This window comes from Streptomyces aidingensis, from assembly GCF_900112355.1.
Taxonomy (GTDB): domain Bacteria; phylum Actinomycetota; class Actinomycetes; order Streptomycetales; family Streptomycetaceae; genus Streptomyces; species Streptomyces aidingensis.
In genome coordinates this window covers 593771-609628 of sequence record NZ_FOLM01000001.1, presented here as the reverse complement: position 1 = coordinate 609628, position 15858 = coordinate 593771, and the positions used below count along the sequence as shown (strand labels likewise).

13 protein-coding genes are annotated in these 15858 nt (G+C 76.0%); 1 reads left to right on the top strand and 12 read right to left on the bottom strand.

What is annotated here, in order from left to right:
• Positions 1-23: 23 nt before the first annotated feature.
• From BM242_RS02740 to BM242_RS02730, 3 genes are all read right to left on the bottom strand, one after another.
• Positions 24-992: a hydroxymethylglutaryl-CoA lyase gene (locus BM242_RS02740; RefSeq protein WP_093836948.1), complete on the bottom strand. Its 969-nt coding sequence runs from the start codon at positions 990-992 to the stop codon at positions 24-26.
• Positions 989-3031, bottom strand: a complete 2043-nt coding sequence (locus BM242_RS02735; RefSeq protein WP_093837308.1) for an acetyl/propionyl/methylcrotonyl-CoA carboxylase subunit alpha — start codon at positions 3029-3031, stop codon at positions 989-991. Before BM242_RS02735 ends, BM242_RS02740 begins: the two co-directional genes overlap by 4 nt.
• A 101-nt stretch (positions 3032-3132) precedes the next feature.
• Positions 3133-4749, bottom strand: a complete 1617-nt coding sequence (locus BM242_RS02730; RefSeq protein WP_093836947.1) for a carboxyl transferase domain-containing protein — start codon at positions 4747-4749, stop codon at positions 3133-3135.
• A gap of 89 nt (positions 4750-4838) precedes the next feature.
• On the opposite strand from BM242_RS02730, the gene BM242_RS02725 reads away from it, so the two are divergent.
• Positions 4839-5519, top strand: a complete 681-nt coding sequence (locus BM242_RS02725; protein WP_093837307.1) for an SACE_7040 family transcriptional regulator — start codon at positions 4839-4841, stop codon at positions 5517-5519.
• A gap of 105 nt (positions 5520-5624) precedes the next feature.
• Here BM242_RS02725 and BM242_RS02720 read toward each other — a convergent pair whose 3' ends face one another.
• The 9 genes from BM242_RS02720 to BM242_RS02680 all read right to left on the bottom strand — a co-directional run bounded on the left by BM242_RS02720 (position 5625) and on the right by BM242_RS02680 (position 15748).
• Positions 5625-6137 (bottom strand): hypothetical protein, encoded by a 513-nt coding sequence (locus BM242_RS02720; RefSeq protein ID WP_093836946.1) that lies wholly within the window; start codon positions 6135-6137, stop codon positions 5625-5627.
• Between the two features lie 196 nt (positions 6138-6333).
• Positions 6334-8058 carry a tetratricopeptide repeat protein gene (locus BM242_RS02715; protein WP_093836945.1) on the bottom strand — a complete coding sequence of 575 codons (1725 nt, stop codon included), beginning with the start codon at positions 8056-8058 and terminating at the stop codon, positions 6334-6336.
• 369 nt (positions 8059-8427) lie between these two features.
• Positions 8428-9831: an alkaline phosphatase family protein gene (locus BM242_RS02710; RefSeq protein ID WP_093836944.1), complete on the bottom strand. Its 1404-nt coding sequence runs from the start codon at positions 9829-9831 to the stop codon at positions 8428-8430.
• The gene (gene eboE / locus BM242_RS02705) at positions 9828-11096 is read right to left on the bottom strand and encodes a metabolite traffic protein EboE (RefSeq protein ID WP_093836943.1); all 1269 of its coding nucleotides are present in this window, start codon (positions 11094-11096) and stop codon (positions 9828-9830) included. Before eboE ends, BM242_RS02710 begins: the two co-directional genes overlap by 4 nt.
• A gap of 12 nt (positions 11097-11108) precedes the next feature.
• Complete coding sequence (locus tag BM242_RS02700; RefSeq protein WP_093836942.1) at positions 11109-12014, bottom strand: TatD family hydrolase; 906 nt, start codon at positions 12012-12014, stop codon at positions 11109-11111.
• Positions 12015-12022: 8 nt separating this feature from the next.
• Entirely contained in the window at positions 12023-12718 is a 696-nt protein-coding gene (locus BM242_RS02695) for an EboA domain-containing protein (protein WP_175541221.1), read from the bottom strand.
• Entirely contained in the window at positions 12715-13656 is a 942-nt protein-coding gene (locus tag BM242_RS02690) for a sugar phosphate isomerase/epimerase family protein (protein WP_093836941.1), read from the bottom strand. Before BM242_RS02690 ends, BM242_RS02695 begins: the two co-directional genes overlap by 4 nt.
• Positions 13653-14516: an SCO3242 family prenyltransferase gene (locus BM242_RS02685; protein WP_093836940.1), complete on the bottom strand. Its 864-nt coding sequence runs from the start codon at positions 14514-14516 to the stop codon at positions 13653-13655. Before BM242_RS02685 ends, BM242_RS02690 begins: the two co-directional genes overlap by 4 nt.
• Positions 14513-15748: an inositol-3-phosphate synthase gene (locus tag BM242_RS02680; RefSeq protein WP_093836939.1), complete on the bottom strand. Its 1236-nt coding sequence runs from the start codon at positions 15746-15748 to the stop codon at positions 14513-14515. Before BM242_RS02680 ends, BM242_RS02685 begins: the two co-directional genes overlap by 4 nt.
• Positions 15749-15858: the final 110 nt, after the last annotated feature.

Below are 15858 nucleotides of genomic sequence, written 5' to 3'. Positions count from 1 at the left end.
CGGATCCGTGCGGGGGCGGCGGTTCAGTCGCCGGTGAGGGCGCGGACGGTGCGGGACGGGCTGGGGCGGCCGAGCTGTCCGGCCATCCAGCGGCTGGTGGCGGCGAGCGCGGACAGCTCGACGCCGGTCTCGATGCCGAGGCCGTGCAGCATCCACAGCAGGTCCTCGGTGGCCAGATTGCCGGTGGCGCTGCGGGCGAACGGGCAGCCGCCCAGACCGCCGGCCGAGGCGTCCACGGTGGTGACGCCGTGACGCAGCGCGGTGAGGGTGTTGGCCAGGGCCTGGCCATAGGTGTCGTGGAAGTGGACGGCGAGCCGGCCGGGGGCCACCCCGGCCCGGCCGAAGGCGTCGAGCAGAGCGGCGACCTGGCCGGGGGTGGCGACGCCGATGGTGTCGCCGAGGCTGAGTTCGGTGCAGCCCAGCTCCAGCAGCCGGACCCCGACCCGCACCACGTCCGCGGTGGCCACCGGCCCCTCCCAGGGGTCGCCGAAGCACATGGAGACATAGCCGCGGACGCGGGTGGCGCCGGCCTCGGCCGCCGTGCGGATCACGGGCGCGAACATGGCCAGCGACTGCGCCACCGTGCGGTTGAGATTGGCGCGGGCGAAGGACTCGGTGGCGCTGGCGAACACCGCGAACTCGCGGGCGCCCAGGGCCAGGGCGCGGTCCAGGCCGCGCTCGTTGGGCACCAGCACCGGCAGCCGGACCCCGGAGGCGGCCAGCGGGGCCAGCTCCGGGTAGAGCTGTTCGGCGTCCGCGAGCTGCGGCACCCACCTGGGGTGGACGAAGCTGGTGGCCTCCACGGTGGTCAGCCCGGCCCCGGCCAGGCGGCGGATGAACTCCGCCTTGACCCGCACCGGGACGGCAGCCGCCTCGTTCTGGAGGCCGTCGCGCGGCCCCACCTCGTAGATCCGCACCCGGGCGGGCAGGCCGTCCATCGCCACCCGCACCGGCAGTCCGTCCGGCGGCCCGCCGCTCTCCCGCGGTGTCATGACGCCTCCCCGGGCTCGTCCGCCGCCGCGGGTTCGACCACGGCCAGAAGCTGGTCCATGGCCACCGTGCTGCCCGCGGTCACCTCCAGCGCGGTGACCGTCCCGGCGTGCGGGGCGGCGATGACGTGCTCCATCTTCATCGCCTCCACCATCAGCAGGGCCTGGCCGGCGGCGACCCGGTCGCCGGCCGCGGCCTTGACCACGGTGACCGTGCCGGGCATGGGGGCGGTGAGGGTGCCGGCCCCGGCCGCGGCCCGGCCGCCGGCCGCGGCCACCGGGTCGTGGGCGAGGATCTGCCAGGCGTCGCCGTCCCGGCCCAGCCAGTGGTCCCCGGCCGGGGTACGGGCGTGGCGGAACGTATGGCACGTCCCTTCCAGCTCCAGCGTGAGCGGGTCCGCGCCGCCGGACGCGCCGCCGAGCAGCCGGACGGGCAGCGGCGGGCCGTCGCCGATGCGGACCTCGCCGTCCCGGACCGCCACGGTGACCGGCCGCCCTCCCGGGACGCGCAGCCGGTGGCGGGTCCAGGCCGGTTCGCCGCCGAGCCGCCGGCCCGAGGGCAGCGAGAACGGGTCGGTCCAGCCGCTGCCGTGGTCGGGGGGCGGGGCGAGCGCGGCCTGGCGGAGCAGGGCCGCCGCCGCATACACCTCGTCCGGCACCCGGTCCGGCACCAGTCCGGCGGCGCTGCGGTCCACCAGGCCGGTGTCCAGTTCGCCGGAGCGGACCTCGGGCAGGTCCAGCAGGCGGCGCAGCAGCCCGGTGTTGGTGTCCACGCCCAGCACGGCGGTGGCGGCCAGGGCGGCGCGCAGCCGGCGCAGGGCGGTGGGCCGGTCCGGGCCGTGTGCGATCACCTTGGCGAGCATCGGGTCGTAGGCGGTGCCGATCTCGCTGCCGGGCAGCAGCCCGGAGTCCACCCGGATGCCCTCGCCGTCCGGTTCGGCGAGCAGCAGCACGCTCCCGGCCGAGGGCAGGAAGTCCACCCGCCGCTCCCCGCTCGCCACCCGGGCGGTCTCCGCGCAGATCCGGGCCTCCACGGCGTGGCCGCGGAGGGCGATGTCCGGCCGGCGCAGGGCCAGCGGCTCCCCGGCCGCGACCCTGAGCTGCGCCTCCACCAGGTCGATGCCGGTGATCAGCTCGGTGACCGGGTGCTCGACCTGGAGGCGGGTGTTCATCTCCATGAAGTAGTGCGTGCCCGGGTCGCCGCCGGGGACGATGAACTCCACGGTGCCGGCGCCCCGGTAGCCGCAGGAGCGGGCGGCCTCCACCGCGGCCCGGCCCATGGCCTCCCGGGTGGCGGCGTCCAGCAGCGGGCTGGGCGCCTCCTCGATGATCTTCTGATGGCGGCGTTGCAGGGAGCATTCGCGCTCGCCGAGGTGGACCACATTGCCGTGGGCGTCGGCCAGCACCTGGATCTCGATATGGCGGGGGCGGTCGATCCAGCGCTCCACCAGCAGGGTGTCGTCGCCGAAGGAGGAGCGGGCCTCGCGGCGGGCGGCGGCGATCTCCTCGGCCAGCCGGTCCGCCTCGCGCACCAGGCGCATGCCCTTGCCGCCGCCGCCGGCGGACGGCTTGAGCAGTACCGGCAGGCCGATCTCGCGGGCCGCGGCGGCGAGCTCCGCGTCGCCGAGCCCGCTGCCGGTGGAGCCGGGGACGACCGGCACCCCGGCCGCCGCCACCGTCTCCTTGGCCCGGATCTTGTCGCCCATCAGCTCGACGGCCGAGGCGGGCGGGCCGATGAAGACCAGGCCGGCGTCGGCGGTGGCGCGGGCGAAGCCGGCGTTCTCGGCGAGGAAGCCGTAGCCGGGGTGGACGGCCCGGGCGCCGGTGCGGCGGGCGGCGTCCAGCAGGCGGTCGATGGCCAGATAGCTGTCGGCCGGGGCCTCGGGTCCGATCCGGACGGCGGTGTCGGCGGCCCGGACATGGGCGGCACCGGCGTCGGCGTCGCTGTAGACGGCCACCGAGCGGATGCCCAGTCTGCGCAGGGTGCGCATCACCCGGACCGCGATCTCGCCGCGGTTGGCGACCAGCACCGTCTCGAACAGCTCGCTCACAGCGCTCGCTCCCCTCTCGTCGCTCTCGTCGCTCTCGTCGCTCTCGGCCCGCTCGGCCCGCTCGGCCCGCCCGGCTCTCATCCGTCCTGTCCTTACATCCGGAAGACGCCGTAGCCCGGGGCGCCCAGCGGGGCGTTGCCGCAGGCGGTGAGCGCCAGACCGAGGACGGTGCGGGTCTCGGCCGGGTCGATGACCCCGTCGTCCCAGAGGCGGGCGGTGGCGTAGTAGGCGCTGCCCTGGGTCTCGTACTGGCGGCGGATGGGCGCCCGGAACTCCTCCTCGGCCTCGGCGCTCCATTCCTCGCCGCGGGCCTGGAGCTGGTCGCGCTTGACGGTGGCCAGCACCGAGGCGGCCTGTTCGCCGCCCATCACCGAGATCTTGGCGTTGGGCCACATCCACAGGAAGCGGGGCGAGTAGGCCCGGCCGCACATCGAGTAGTTGCCGGCCCCGTAGGAGCCGCCGATGACCACGGTCAGCTTGGGGACCCGGGCACAGGCGACCGCGGTGACCATCTTGGCGCCGTGCTTGGCGATGCCGCCGGCCTCGTAGGCGCGGCCGACCATGAAGCCGGAGATGTTCTGCAGGAAGAGCAGCGGGATGCCGCGCTGGTCGCACAGCTCGATGAAGTGGGCGCCCTTGAGGGCGGACTCGGAGAACAGGATGCCGTTGTTGGCCACGATGCCGACCGGATGGCCGTGGATCCGGGCGAAGCCGGTGACCAGGGTGGTGCCGTACTCGGCCTTGAACTCGTGGAAGCGGGAGCCGTCGGTGATCCGGGCGATCACCTCCCTTACGTCGTAAGGGGTGCGGGAGTCGACCGGCACCGCCCCGTAGATCTGCTCCGGCGGGTACGCGGGCTCCTCGGCGGGTTCCACCGCCCAGGGCAGGGCGCCGCGCCGGGGCAGGGTGTCCACGATGGTGCGCACGATGCGCAGCGCATGCGTGTCGTCCTCGGCCAGGTGGTCGGTCACCCCCGAGGTGCGGGAGTGCACCTCGCCGCCGCCCAGCTCCTCGGCGGTGACCACCTCGCCGGTGGCGGCCTTCACCAGCGGCGGCCCGCCCAGGAAGATCGTGCCCTGGCCGCGGACGATGACCGCCTCGTCGCTCATCGCCGGCACATAGGCCCCGCCGGCCGTGCAGGAGCCCAGCACCGCGGCAATCTGCGCGATGCCGCGCTCGGACATCCGGGCCTGGTTGTAGAAGATCCGCCCGAAGTGCTCGCGGTCCGGGAAGACCTCGTCCTGCATGGGCAGGAAGGCCCCGCCGGAGTCCACCAGGTACACGCAGGGGAGGCGGTTCTCCAGCGCCACCTCCTGGGCGCGCAGATGCTTCTTCACCGTCATCGGGTAGTAGGTGCCGCCCTTGACCGTGGCGTCGTTGGCGACGACCATCACCTCCCGGCCGGACACCCGGCCGATGCCGGCGATCACCCCGGCCGCCGGGGCGTCGCCGCCGTACAGGCCCTCGGCGGCCAGCGGGGCCAGCTCCAGGAACGGTGAGCCGGGGTCGAGCAGGGTGTCCACCCGGTCCCGGGGCAGCAGCTTGCCGCGTGCGGTGTGCCGGGCGCGGGCCCGTTCGCCGCCGCCCCGGCGGGCCGCGGCCAGCTTTTCGCGCAGTTCGGCCACCAGCGCCCGGTGGGCGCGGTCGTTGGCGCGGTACGCCTCGGCCCCGGGGTCGACCGTACTGCCCAGCACCGGCGCGTCCCGCATCGCCCGTACCTCCCTCGACGGCGTTAATATCCGTTAACCACTCCTTCCGAGGTTAACGCCCGCTAACCCGCCTGTCTACAATGGGCTCCATGCCTGCTCAGCCCCGCTCCGCCCCAGCCAGCACAACCAGCACGGCCGGCACGGCCGGCACGGCCGGCACGGCCGGCACCGCAGCCCCCGCCTCCTCCCGGCGGGAACAGATCCTGCGGGAGGCCGGGCGTCTCTTCGCCGAGCGCGGCTTCCACGGCGTGGGGGTGGACGAGATAGGGGCGGCCGTCGGCATCAGCGGCCCGGCGCTCTACCGGCACTTCGCGGGCAAGGACGCCATGCTGACCGAGCTGCTGGTGGGCATCTCCAGCCGGCTGCGGGACGGCGGCCTGCGCCGGGCGGCCGGGGCCGAGGCGGCCGGCCTGCCGCCGTCGGCCACCCTGGACGCCCTGATCGACGGGCACATCGACTTCGCCCTGGACGACCGCGACCTGATCACCCTGCACGACCGGGAGCTGGACCGGCTGCCGCGCGAGGAGCGGCGCCAGGTGCGCCAGCTCCAGCGGCAGTACGTCGAACTGTGGGTGGCGGTGGTACGGGCCGCCCACCCGGCCCTGCCGGAGGACCAGGCGCGGGCGGCCGTGCACGCGGTCTTCGGCCTGCTGAACTCCACGCCGCACCTGAGCCGCCGGGCCCTGCTGCCGGACCGCGACACCACCGCCGCCCTGCTCCGCCGCCTCGCCCGGGCCGCCTTCACCGCCGCCGCCCCGCCCCCGGAGTGAGCGGCGGTGCCGCACCCGGGCACCAGGGGCGGCAGGGGCCGGTGCCTCCCGGGATTTCCGGCAGGCACCGGCCGCGGGATCGCGGGCGAGGGTGCGAGAAGGTGCTCAGCCGGTGGGGCCGAAGTCGTAGGGGGTGTAGGTGACGGGCCTGGCGCAGTTGGCGGAGTCGCCGGTGCCGAGCGAGGAGCCGTGGCAGAGCTCCAGCACGACGCGGTCGATCGCGTCCGGCAGGTAGGGCAGCCAGTCCGGGCCCAGGGCGAACTCGAAGCCGACGCCGCCGGTGGTGGTCGTGACGCGTTCCCGGTCCACCACGGTGCGCCCGCTGTAGGCGGTGAAGGTGGCCTCGGCGGTCGGCGGCACCAGGAAGTGGCAGTAGCCGGGGTCGTTCAGGATCAGCCGGCCGGTCACCTCGACGCGCACCGGCTCCGGCGGGTGGGTGGCCTTGAACACCAGCCTGCCCGCCGTGATGCTGCTCAGGCACCGGTCCTTGTGCTGGGCCTCGAACGGCTTGGTGACGTCCGTGTGGCGGGCCTGCGCGGCCGAGGGCAGGGCCATGGTCAGGGCGGCGGCGAGCGCCGCCACCACGGCTGCCCGTAAGGTCTTGACGGTCATGGTCATGGGATGTGCGGCTCCTTCGTCAGGTGACGGTTCCTGGAGACGGGCCGTGCAATACCCCACCGCTGTACACGAGTTGATGGGGCGTCAGGTGGATCGTCAGATGGATCGCGCGCTCCCGGCGTGGGCACCATAACGGCGGCGCGGAAGGCTGTAAACGCCTGGCGGAAGCCCGAACGCCCCGCCGGGGGCGGGGCGTTCAGGCGGTCAGCTCCTGGGTGAGCGCGTCGCGCAGGCGGGTGGCACGCCGGGTGACCTCCTCCGGGCCGAGGGCGGCGGCGCGTTCGCACCACTGCCCGCAGGCGCTCAGATCGCCGCGGCGCGCCGCGAGCAGCGCCAGATGCAGCGCCGCCCTGCCGTGCCCGGCCTCGGCCGCCCGGGTCCACCACAGCGCCGCCTCCGGCTCGCTGCCCTCGCGGGCCAGCAGCAGCCCGAGGTTGAACGCGCCGTTCCGGCTGCCCGCCTCGGCGGCCATCCGGTACCAGCGGGCGGCCTCCACCACGTCGTCCCGGCCGGCCGCGCGCATGCCCATCCGGACCTGCGCGCGCCGGTGGCCGCGCTCGGCGGCCCGCATGTACCAGCGCTCGTACTCCGGCACCGCCGTCCGGTCCGTGCTGTCCTCGTCGGTGCGGGACCGGCCGAGGGCGGCGTCGGTGTCGCTGCCGGCGGCGGTGTCCGGATCGGCGGCGGAGCCCGTGGTGTGCCGCTCCAGCCAGACGGCGAGCCGGAAGCAGCCCTCGACGCTGCCGCCCGCCGCGGCACGCCGCAGCAGCCCCTCGGTGGCCTGCCGGTCCTCGGCCGAACGTGCCCCGGGGGCCAGCTCCAGCGCGACCTGGAGGGCGGCCTCGGCGTGCCCGGCCTCCGCCGCCTGCTCGTACCAGTGACGGGCCGTGCGGGCCTCGCCGCGACCGGCGTGCAGGATGCCCAGATTGAACGCGGCGTCCACGCTGCCGGCCTCGGCGGCCTTGGAGAACCACGGCTCGGCCCCGGTCTCGTCGCCCCGCTGGAGCAGCAGCACGGCCAGCGCGTTGGCAGCCTCCCGGTGCCCGGCGTAGGCGGCCCGGCGGTACCACTGCTCGGCCTGGCCCATCCGTCCCTGCGCGGCGAACAGCAGCGCCAGATTGAAGGCGCCGTTGATGTCGCCGGCCTCCAGGGCCGCCCGGTACCAGCGCTGCGCCTCCTGGCGCTCGCCGCGCTCGGCGTGCAGCGCGCCCAGGGCGTTGGCCGCGGCGCCGTCGCCGTCCCGGGCGGCGCGCCGCCACCACTCCTCGGCGCTGCCGGTGTCCCCGGCATCGCGCAGCAGGAAGCCCAGCGCGCAGGCGGCGCGCGGCTCCCCGGCCTCGGCCGCGGTGAGGTACCAGCGGGTGGCCTCGCCGATCACGCCGCGCTCCTCCAGCAGCGCGGCCAGCCGCAGCGCGGCCCGGCGGTGGCCGCGGGCGGCGGCGAACCGGAACCAGGGCTCGGCACCGCGGCCCTGGGGCAGGGCGCAGGCGTAGCGGTAGGCGGCCTCGCGGTGGCCGCGCTCGGCGGCGGTGCGGAACCACTGCACGGCGCTGTCGTCCTCGCCCCGGTGGTCCAGCAGATCGGCGAGCGCATAGGCGCCGGAGGCGTGGCCGGATTCCGCGGACTGGCGCAGCCAGTACTCGGCGGCCACATCGTCACCGCGCTCGCGGTGGTGGCGGCCCAGGGCATGGGCGGCGGCGGCCGAGCCGGCCACGGCGGCGCTGCGCCACCAGGTCGCGGCCTCGTCGGCGCGGCCGGTCTGGTGCAGCAGGACGCCGAGGTTGTTGGCGGCGCTGCGGTCACCGTCGGAAGCGGCGGCGCGCAGCGGCGCCTCGGCGCGCTCCAGATCGCCGTGGCGCAGCAGCTGGGCCCCCAGCCGCGCGGCGTCCACGCCGTACCGGAACATCGCCTTGTCCCCCATACGGTCCATAGTGCACCACCCGAAACCCGCGCACACGTGGTATACGCGGCCCACCGAAGTCACTTAGAGGTTTATCGACTTCCCGACAAGGCTACCGTCAAACACCCCGCGGGCCCCCGAGTTTCGGCGAGTCGGCGGGCAGGATTCCGGGGCCCCGCGTCACTCCAGGTCAGCCGGGTCGGGACGGACGCGCCGAACTGACGCGCGCCGGGTCAGTGCGTCACCAGGGCAACGGCAAGGTCCTTATGACGGTGCATCAGCGGTGTCCGCAAGCTGACGCGGAGTGCCGGGAGAGCCGGCGGCCCGGGCCCCGGAACGGGGCCCGGGCCGCCGGGCGTGCGGTGCGGGATGCGGGGTGCGGGGTGCGGGTCAGCCCGGCGGGACGGCGGGAATCCCGGCCAGGCCGAGCAGCAGATCCCGGACCTCGGTGGCGGCCAGGGCGTCGCGCTTGTGCGCCCGGTCGGTGCACAGCAGCACCGGGCCGTCCGCCGGGTCGTCGGGCAGCCGGCCGTGCGTGCCGCGCACCCAGCGGCCGTCCAGCGGGACCACGTCCATGGCGTAGCGCAGGCCGAGTTTCTTGCGGGCCAGGTTGAGGCCGGCCCGGGCCCGGGCGGCCACCGGCTCGGCCGGGTCGAAGAACAACTCGGCCGGGTCGTAGCCCGGTTTGCGGTGGATCTCCACCCCGCGGGCGAAGTCCGGGGCCCGCTGGTCGTCCAGCCAGTAGTAGTAGGTGAACCAGGACTCCGGGGCGGCCACCAGCACCAGTTCTCCGGACCGCTCGTGGTCCAGGCCATGGGCCCGCTGGGCCTGCCGGTCCAGCACCAGGTCCACGCCGGGCAGGGAGCGGCACAGGGCGGCCACGGCCGGCAGGTCGGCGGGATCGGCGACATAGACATGCGCCACCTGGTGGTCGGCCACCGCGAAGGCCCGGGAGGTCCAGGGGTCCAGATACTCCATGCCGTGCTGGCGGTACACCTGGAGCAGTCCGGCCTCGCGCAGCGCCCGGTTGGGGTGCACCGGACGGGAGGCACGGGTGATGCCGTACTCGGAGAGCACCACCACCGTGGCGCCGGCGGCGCGGGCGTCGTCCAGCAGCGGGGCCAGCACCCGGTCCACGTCCCGCACCGCCCGGACGGCCTGCGGGCTGTCCGGGCCGAACCGCTGGAGGTCGTAGTCCAGGTGCGGGAGGTAGGCCATGGTGAGGTCGGCCCGCGGCAGCAGACGGCGGGCCGCGGCCGTGATCCACTCGCTGGAGGCCAGCGAGGCCGTCGGCCCCCAGTACTGGAACAGCGGGAACGGGCCCAGCTTTGAGGTCAGTTCGCCGTGCAGGGCGGGCGGCCGGGTGTAGCAGTCCGGGGACTTGCGGCCGTCCGCGTGGTAGACCGGACGCGGGGTGACGGTGAAGTCGGTGGACGCGCCCATCGCGTACCACCAGCAGACATTGGCCACCGTGTAGCCGGGACGGGCGCGGCGCGCGGTCTCCCAGACCTTCTCCCCCGACACCAGGCGGTTGTGCTGCCGCCAGAGAAAAATCTCGCCCAGGTCCCGGAAATACCAGCCGTTGCCGACGATGCCGTGCCCGGCGGGCGGCAGCCCGGTGAGAAAGGTGGACTGCACGGAGCAGGTGACGGCGGGCAGCACGGTGTCCAGCCGGGCCTGCCAGCCCTCCTCGGCCAGCGCCCGCAGCGCGGGCGCATGGTTCAGCAGTCTCGGGGTCAGCCCGACCACGTTCAGCAGCAGAACGCGGTTCGGCTCCCTCGCGGTGCCGCTCATGACGCTGCCTCCTCCACGGTTTCCCCGGTGGGCGCGTCCACGGGCGCGTCCACGGGCGCATCGACGGGCGCATCGACGGGGACGAGCCCGGCGCGGCGCAGGGCACCGGCGGTCCAGCGCAGTTCGGCGGCCAGCCCGGCGGCCAGCGCGGCATCGCCCGCCGGCCGGTGCCGCTCCGGCAGCACCGACCAGGTGTAGGTCTCGGCCTCCACATGGTCGGTGACCGGGGCCGGCCCGGCGAACAGCGCCCGCAGGGTGGCCGCCAGATGCGCCTGGGTGGACTCCAGCGGCGGTTCGGGACGCTGGTGCACCGGCACATGGAAGTGCACCCGCCACGGCCCGCGGCCCGGCAGCGGGCCGTCCGGCGAGCCGGTCAGGGCCCCGGGCAGATCGTCACGGCGGTGGACGGGCCCGGATCCGGCCCCCCGTTCCCGCACCTGATGCAGAAACCGGTCCTCGGTGTACCGGGACAGCGCGGCCCGGGTGGCCGGCCGGTCCGGAGCGGCGGCGTGCAGCGCGGCCGACGCCTGCGTCTTCACCACCGGCAGCCCCGCGCCGGCCAGCCGGGCCAGGGCCGCCTCCGGTTCCTCGAAGGCCACGGCCAGATGGCAGGCGTCCAGGCAGACGCCGATCCGCCCGGTGTCCACGCCCCGCGCGCCGCCGAGTTCGCCGGCCGCCTCGGCGGCGGTCTCCACCACGCAGCCCGGCTCCGGCTCCAGGCCGACCCGGATCGTCCGGCCGGTGCCGGCCGCCAGCCCGGCCAGGCCGTCCGCCAGCCGGCGCAACTGATCCAGGGCGACCGTGCGCCGCCCGGCGTCCCAGGGCTCCCGCCAGGCCAGCGGCACGGTGGAGACGCTGCCGCGGGCCGCGTCCGGCGGCAGCAGAAGGCTCAGCACCCGGGCGCAGTCCAGGGTGTAGGCCAGCCGCTCGGCGGTCGTCCAGTCCGGGTGGTACACCGCCTTCTTGACCACCGGGGCATGGAAGTTGCGGTACGGGAAGGCATTGAGGGTGACCACCTCCAGACCGTGCCGCTCCAGGGCGGCGCGCAGCCGCTCGGCCGCGACCGGGGCGGCGGCCAGCCGGGCGGCGGCCGGGGCGGGCAGCCACAGGCCGAGGCCGAGCCGGGACACCCCCAGCCGGGCCCGCACCTCGGCGCCGAACCGGCACACCTGCGCGGTCAGTTCCTCCGGGTCCTCGGCCAGCGGGTGGACATTGGTGCAGTAGGCGAGATGGACGGTGCTGCCGTCCGGATGCCGGAAACGCATGCTGGTGCCCCCTCAGGCGGCGGTGTCGGGGCGGGTGCCGCGCAGTACGGAGTTGCCGGCGAAGGTGGCCGACGGCGAGGGCGACGGGGCCGGGGCCGTCCCGGCGGTGGTGTCCGGTTCCCCGTCGTCCAGCAGCAGCCGCCCGCTCTGGCCGTAGAACTCCACGGGATTGCGCCACAGCACCCGGTCCACGTCGTCCTCGGTGAAACCGGCCCGCCGCATCGCCTCCCCGGTCCTGGCGGTCTTCAGCGGATCGCTGCGGCCCCAGTCGGCGGCCGAGTTGACGATCATCCGGTCCAGGCCGCGTTCGGCCAGGATGCGCACCATCCGGTGCTCGTCCATCTTGGTGTCCGGATAGATGGAGAAGCCCATCCAGCAGCCGGAGTCGGCGACCATCGCCACGGTCGTCTCGTTCAGGTGGTCCACCAGCACCCGCTCCGGCGGCAGGCCGGAGGCGGCGACCAGTTCCAGGGTGCGGCGGGTGCCGGCCGCCTTGTCCCGGTGCGGGGTGTGCACCAGGACCGGCAGGCCGTGCTCGTCCGCGAGGCCGAGATGGCGGCGGAACACCTCCTCCTCCTCGTCCGTCATCGAGTCGAAGCCGGTCTCGCCGACCGCCACCACCCCGTCCTTGGCCAGGTAGCGGGGCAGGAAGTCCAGCACGGGCCGGCAGTCCGGGTCGTTGGCCTCCTTGGGGTTGAGGGCGATGGTGCAGTGGTGCCGGATGCCGAACTGGGCGGCGCGGAAGCGTTCCCAGCCGACCAGGGCGTCGAAGTAGTCGCGGAACGAGCCCGGGCCGGTGCGCGGCTGGCCCAGCCAGAACGACGGCTCGGTCACCGCGCGGACCCCGGCGGCGTACATCGCCTCGTAGTCGTCGGTGGTGCGGGAGGTCATGTGGATGTGCGGGTCGAAGATGCGCATGGGTCCGGTCACTCCGGTCGGGGGAAGAGAGCGAGGATGCGGCGGGCGTCGGGCGGCACGGAACGGCCGGCGGCCTGCCGCTCGGCGGCGTAGTCGGCCACCATGCGGGCCAGTTCGCCGTCGGCGCGGCCCTCCCAGCCGGCCACGGCGGCCAGCGGGACGCCGGTGAACAGGCACTTGAGGACGGCCTGCCGCCAGGCGGGGGCGGGCAGCCGGCGGGCGGCGTACGGGCCGAGGGCGGCGGCCAGCAGCCGGGGGTCGTTGGTGCGGAGCGCGTCCGCGACCAGCGGCAGACCGGCGTCGCCCAGCGGCTCCGCGCCCGGTTCCGCGCCTTCTCCGGCCCGGCCGTCCGGGCGGTCCAGCGGGTCCAGGGCGTGCAGCACGGCGCGCTTCTCGTCGGCGTCGCCGAAGCGGTACAGCGCGGCGGTCTCCTCGGCCAGCCGCGCGGCCGGCCACCGGGCGGCACGGGCCGCGGCCAGCAGCAGCGCGACCCGCGCCCGGTCCTCGATGCGGGGGGCGAGCAGGCCGTCAGGATCGGCGGGATCGGCAGGATCGTCCCGATCCGCCGGACGCACCGGGCCGCGCCCGGCGACCCGGGCCACGGCCGGGAACAGCACGCCGATCCGCTCCGGAGCCGCCCGCACCTCGGCGAGCAGCGCGGCCGGCACGGGACCGGGGCCGGGGGCGGGGGCGGAGCCGGTCACCGGGACACCACCCGCTTCCGGTCCGCGCGGGCGGCCTGCTCGGCGGCGCGCAGCGCGGCGAGGGAACGGGCGGCCACCGCGGGGGCGGCGTGCGCGTGCCGGGGCAGCTCCACCGCGACCAGCCCCCGGTAGCCGATGTCCAGCAGGGCGCCCAGCGCGGCGGGCAGGTCGATCTCGCCGTCGCCGAACTCCAGGTGCTCGTGCACCCCGGGACGCATGTCGTCGGCCTGGACGTTGGCCAGCAGACCGCCGGTGTCGCGGACGCAGTCCTCCACCGGGCGGGGCTCGTTGCAGACGCAGTGACCGAGGTCGATGGTGGTGCGCAGCGCCGGATGCGCATCGAGGCGGCGGCGCAGCTCGGCGACACCGGCGAGGGTGTCCACGAACATGCCGGGTTCGGGCTCGAAGGCGCAGTGCACGCCGTGGCGTGCGGCCTCGGCGAGCACCTGGGCGGTGCCGTCGGCCAGGCGCCGCCAGCCCTCCTCGGCGGGGGTGCCGGGCGGCAGGGTGCCGGACCAGAAGGAGACCGCCTCGGCGCCGAGTTCCGCGGCGGTCCGCACGGCGCGGCACAGATAGCCGACGCGGCGTTCCCGGCCCTCCGCGGAGACCAGGGTGGGCTCGTGCTTGCGCCAGGGGTCCAGGACATAGCGGGCGCCGGTCTCGATCACCACGGCCAGTCCGAGCCTCTCCAGTCTGCGCCGCACCTCCCGGGTGCGGGCGGCCAGGCCGGGGGCGAAGGGGTCCAGATGCGGGTGGTCCAGGGTGAGGGCCACGCCCTGGTAGCCCAGCCCGGCGATCACCTCCAGCGCCTCGTCCAGCCGGTGATTGACAAAGCCGTTGGTCCCGTAGCCGAACCGCAGCCCGTCGCGAGCGCCGGCCGCACCGTCCGGGGCGGGGGGTGCGGGGGGTGTGGGGGGTGCGGGGGGTGGAGGGGTCATGTGGGCGACACCACCTTGGCGGCGAGACGGGCGGCGGGGGCGGAGGCGGCCAGCAGGGCGGCGGTGGCCGGGGCGCCGGAGCCCGCCACCAGGGCGGCCTGGAGGGGGATCACGCCGCGTACCCCGGCGCCGGTGGCGCCGCGCACCAGGACCGGGTCCGGATGCAGGGCGGCGGCGAGCTGGGCACGCCCGACGGTGGCCGCGTAGCCGGCGGCCAGGGCCGCGCCCGTCAGCACCGAGCGGGCCGGACGCCCCCGGCGCGGCAGCGCGGCCAGCGCGGCGGCGGCGCCGGTGGCCAGCAGCGCGGCGCGGCCCGCCCGCGGGTCCGCGCCATGCACCTCACCCCTGCTCAGCAGCGTGACACCGGCGGTGTGGCCGGCCACGGCCACGGCCGGCAGGGCCGCCCGGCCGAGGCCGCCGCCCGCGGCGCCGAGCAGCACATCCAGGCCGCGGGCCAGGGCCATCACGGCCGGGCCGGCCGGGGTGTTCCTGGCCAGCAGGTCGTAGGCCCAGACCGTGGCGGCCAGCGGTGCGGCCACCCGCAGCGCGCGGCGTCCCCCCGCCGCGGCGGCGATGCCGAGCCCGGCGCCGGTCAGACCGGCGGCCAGGGCCAGCGCCTCGCCCGGGGCGACCCGGCCGGACGGGATCGGCCGCTCGGGGCGTTCCACGGCGTCCAGTTCGCGGTCGGCCCAGTCGTTGAGGGCCATGCCGGCCAGGTAGAAGCAGACCGAGGCCAGCGGCATGGCCCGGCCGCGGCGGCCGGCCGTCCGGCCGGCCGCCGCGGCGCCCGCCAGGGTGTCCCCGGGCACGGTCAGCGCGGCCGGCAGCCGCACCAGTTCCGCCGCGTCCCGCCACCTCATCGGGCGGCCTCGCCGCGGGCGTCGCCCGCCAGGGCGGTGGCGGCCCATGCGGTGAGGGAGTCCCACTGACCGGCCAGGTCGTGCCGGCCGGTGCCGGCCGGGTCCTTGAAGAAGAAGGCGAGCGGGGCCAGCGGGCCGCACTCCCCCGCCTCCGCGGCCCGGGCGGTGAGCCGGACCAGGTCCAGCACCAGTGGTGCGGCCAGTGCCGAGTCGCAGCCGTGCCAGGTGAACTGCATGCTCATCCGGGTGCCCAGGAAGCCCTCGAAGGAGATCAGGTCCCAGGCCGTCTTCCAGTCGCCCAGGTCGGGCACATAGTCGATGTGCATCGGGCCGTCCACCGGCCGGCCGAGGATGGCCTCCAGGCCCTGGGCCTTGGTGCGGGTCTTGCTGGCCGCGTTGGCCGGGTCGGCCAGGGTGCGGCCGTCGCCGCCGCCCAGCAGGTTGACCGAGGTCCAGGACCGCACCTGGAGCGCCCGGGTGGCGAACATCGGGGCCAGCGCCGTCTTGAGCAGCGTCTCCCCGGTCTTGCCGTCCGAGCCCGCCCAGGGCAGCTGCCGGCGCTCGGCGAGTTCGCCGAGCGCGGGCGGCCGTGGCCCCGGGCTGGGGGTGAAGGAGACGAAGGGGCAGTCGGCGCGGAACGCGGCGTAGGCGTAGAGGGAGCTGAGCGGCAGCGGGGACGCCCCGGCGTCCAGGGCGGCTTCCAGCCGGTCCAGGGAGTCCAGCTCCGGTGCGGGGGCGGCCGGGGGTTCGGTGCTGGAGAGGTCGACGACCACGACCCGGTCCAGGCCGTGCCGGTCGCGGAAGGCGGTGAGGTCGTCGGCGATGCGGCGGGCCGCGGCGCGCTGGGTCTCGGGCCCGGGCCCGGCGCCGGGCCGTATCCGGCGGTCGGCGTCGCGCAGTTCGCGCTCCAGGGAGCGGGCGAGTTCGCCGGGGAGCACACCGCCGGCGGCCAGTTCCTCGGCCCGTTTGGGCAGCGGGTCGGTGGCGATGTCGTGTCCGCCGGTGAGGAGTCCGGCGAGGGCGGGCAGGCGGGCGGGGGCCAGCTCGGGGAGTTCGGTGACGCAGCCCGCGGCCGGGGCCAGCCCGGCCCGCAGGGCCAGCGCGCCGACGGTTGCGGTGGTGGCGACCGAGCCCCGGGCGCCGATGAACCATGCTCCGATCCGCGCGGCGGGGGCGGGTGCCGACGCGGAGCCGGACGCGGGTTCGGGTGCGGGTGCGGGTGTGGGTGACACGCTGTTCGGCCTTCCTGGTGCTGTGGGGGGTGGTCGGGTGTCGAGGGGCCGGGCGCGGGCGGCGTCCCGCGGTGCTGTTCGAACGCGGTGCGGTGGAGCGCGGTGCGGTG

Coding starts and splice junctions, on each gene's coding strand:
- BM242_RS02690 (WP_093836941.1), bottom strand. CDS start 13,656: ATGACCCCTCCACCCCCCGCACCCCCCACACCCCCCGCACCCCCCGCC.
- BM242_RS02685 (WP_093836940.1), bottom strand. CDS start 14,516: ATGAGGTGGCGGGACGCGGCGGAACTGGTGCGGCTGCCGGCCGCGCTG.
- BM242_RS02715 (WP_093836945.1), bottom strand. CDS start 8,058: ATGGGGGACAAGGCGATGTTCCGGTACGGCGTGGACGCCGCGCGGCTG.
- eboE (WP_093836943.1), bottom strand. CDS start 11,096: ATGCGTTTCCGGCATCCGGACGGCAGCACCGTCCATCTCGCCTACTGC.
- BM242_RS02725 (WP_093837307.1), top strand. CDS start 4,839: ATGCCTGCTCAGCCCCGCTCCGCCCCAGCCAGCACAACCAGCACGGCC.
- BM242_RS02730 (WP_093836947.1), bottom strand. CDS start 4,749: ATGCGGGACGCGCCGGTGCTGGGCAGTACGGTCGACCCCGGGGCCGAG.
- BM242_RS02720 (WP_093836946.1), bottom strand. CDS start 6,137: ATGACCATGACCGTCAAGACCTTACGGGCAGCCGTGGTGGCGGCGCTC.
- BM242_RS02740 (WP_093836948.1), bottom strand. CDS start 992: ATGACACCGCGGGAGAGCGGCGGGCCGCCGGACGGACTGCCGGTGCGG.
- BM242_RS02710 (WP_093836944.1), bottom strand. CDS start 9,831: ATGAGCGGCACCGCGAGGGAGCCGAACCGCGTTCTGCTGCTGAACGTG.
- BM242_RS02700 (WP_093836942.1), bottom strand. CDS start 12,014: ATGCGCATCTTCGACCCGCACATCCACATGACCTCCCGCACCACCGAC.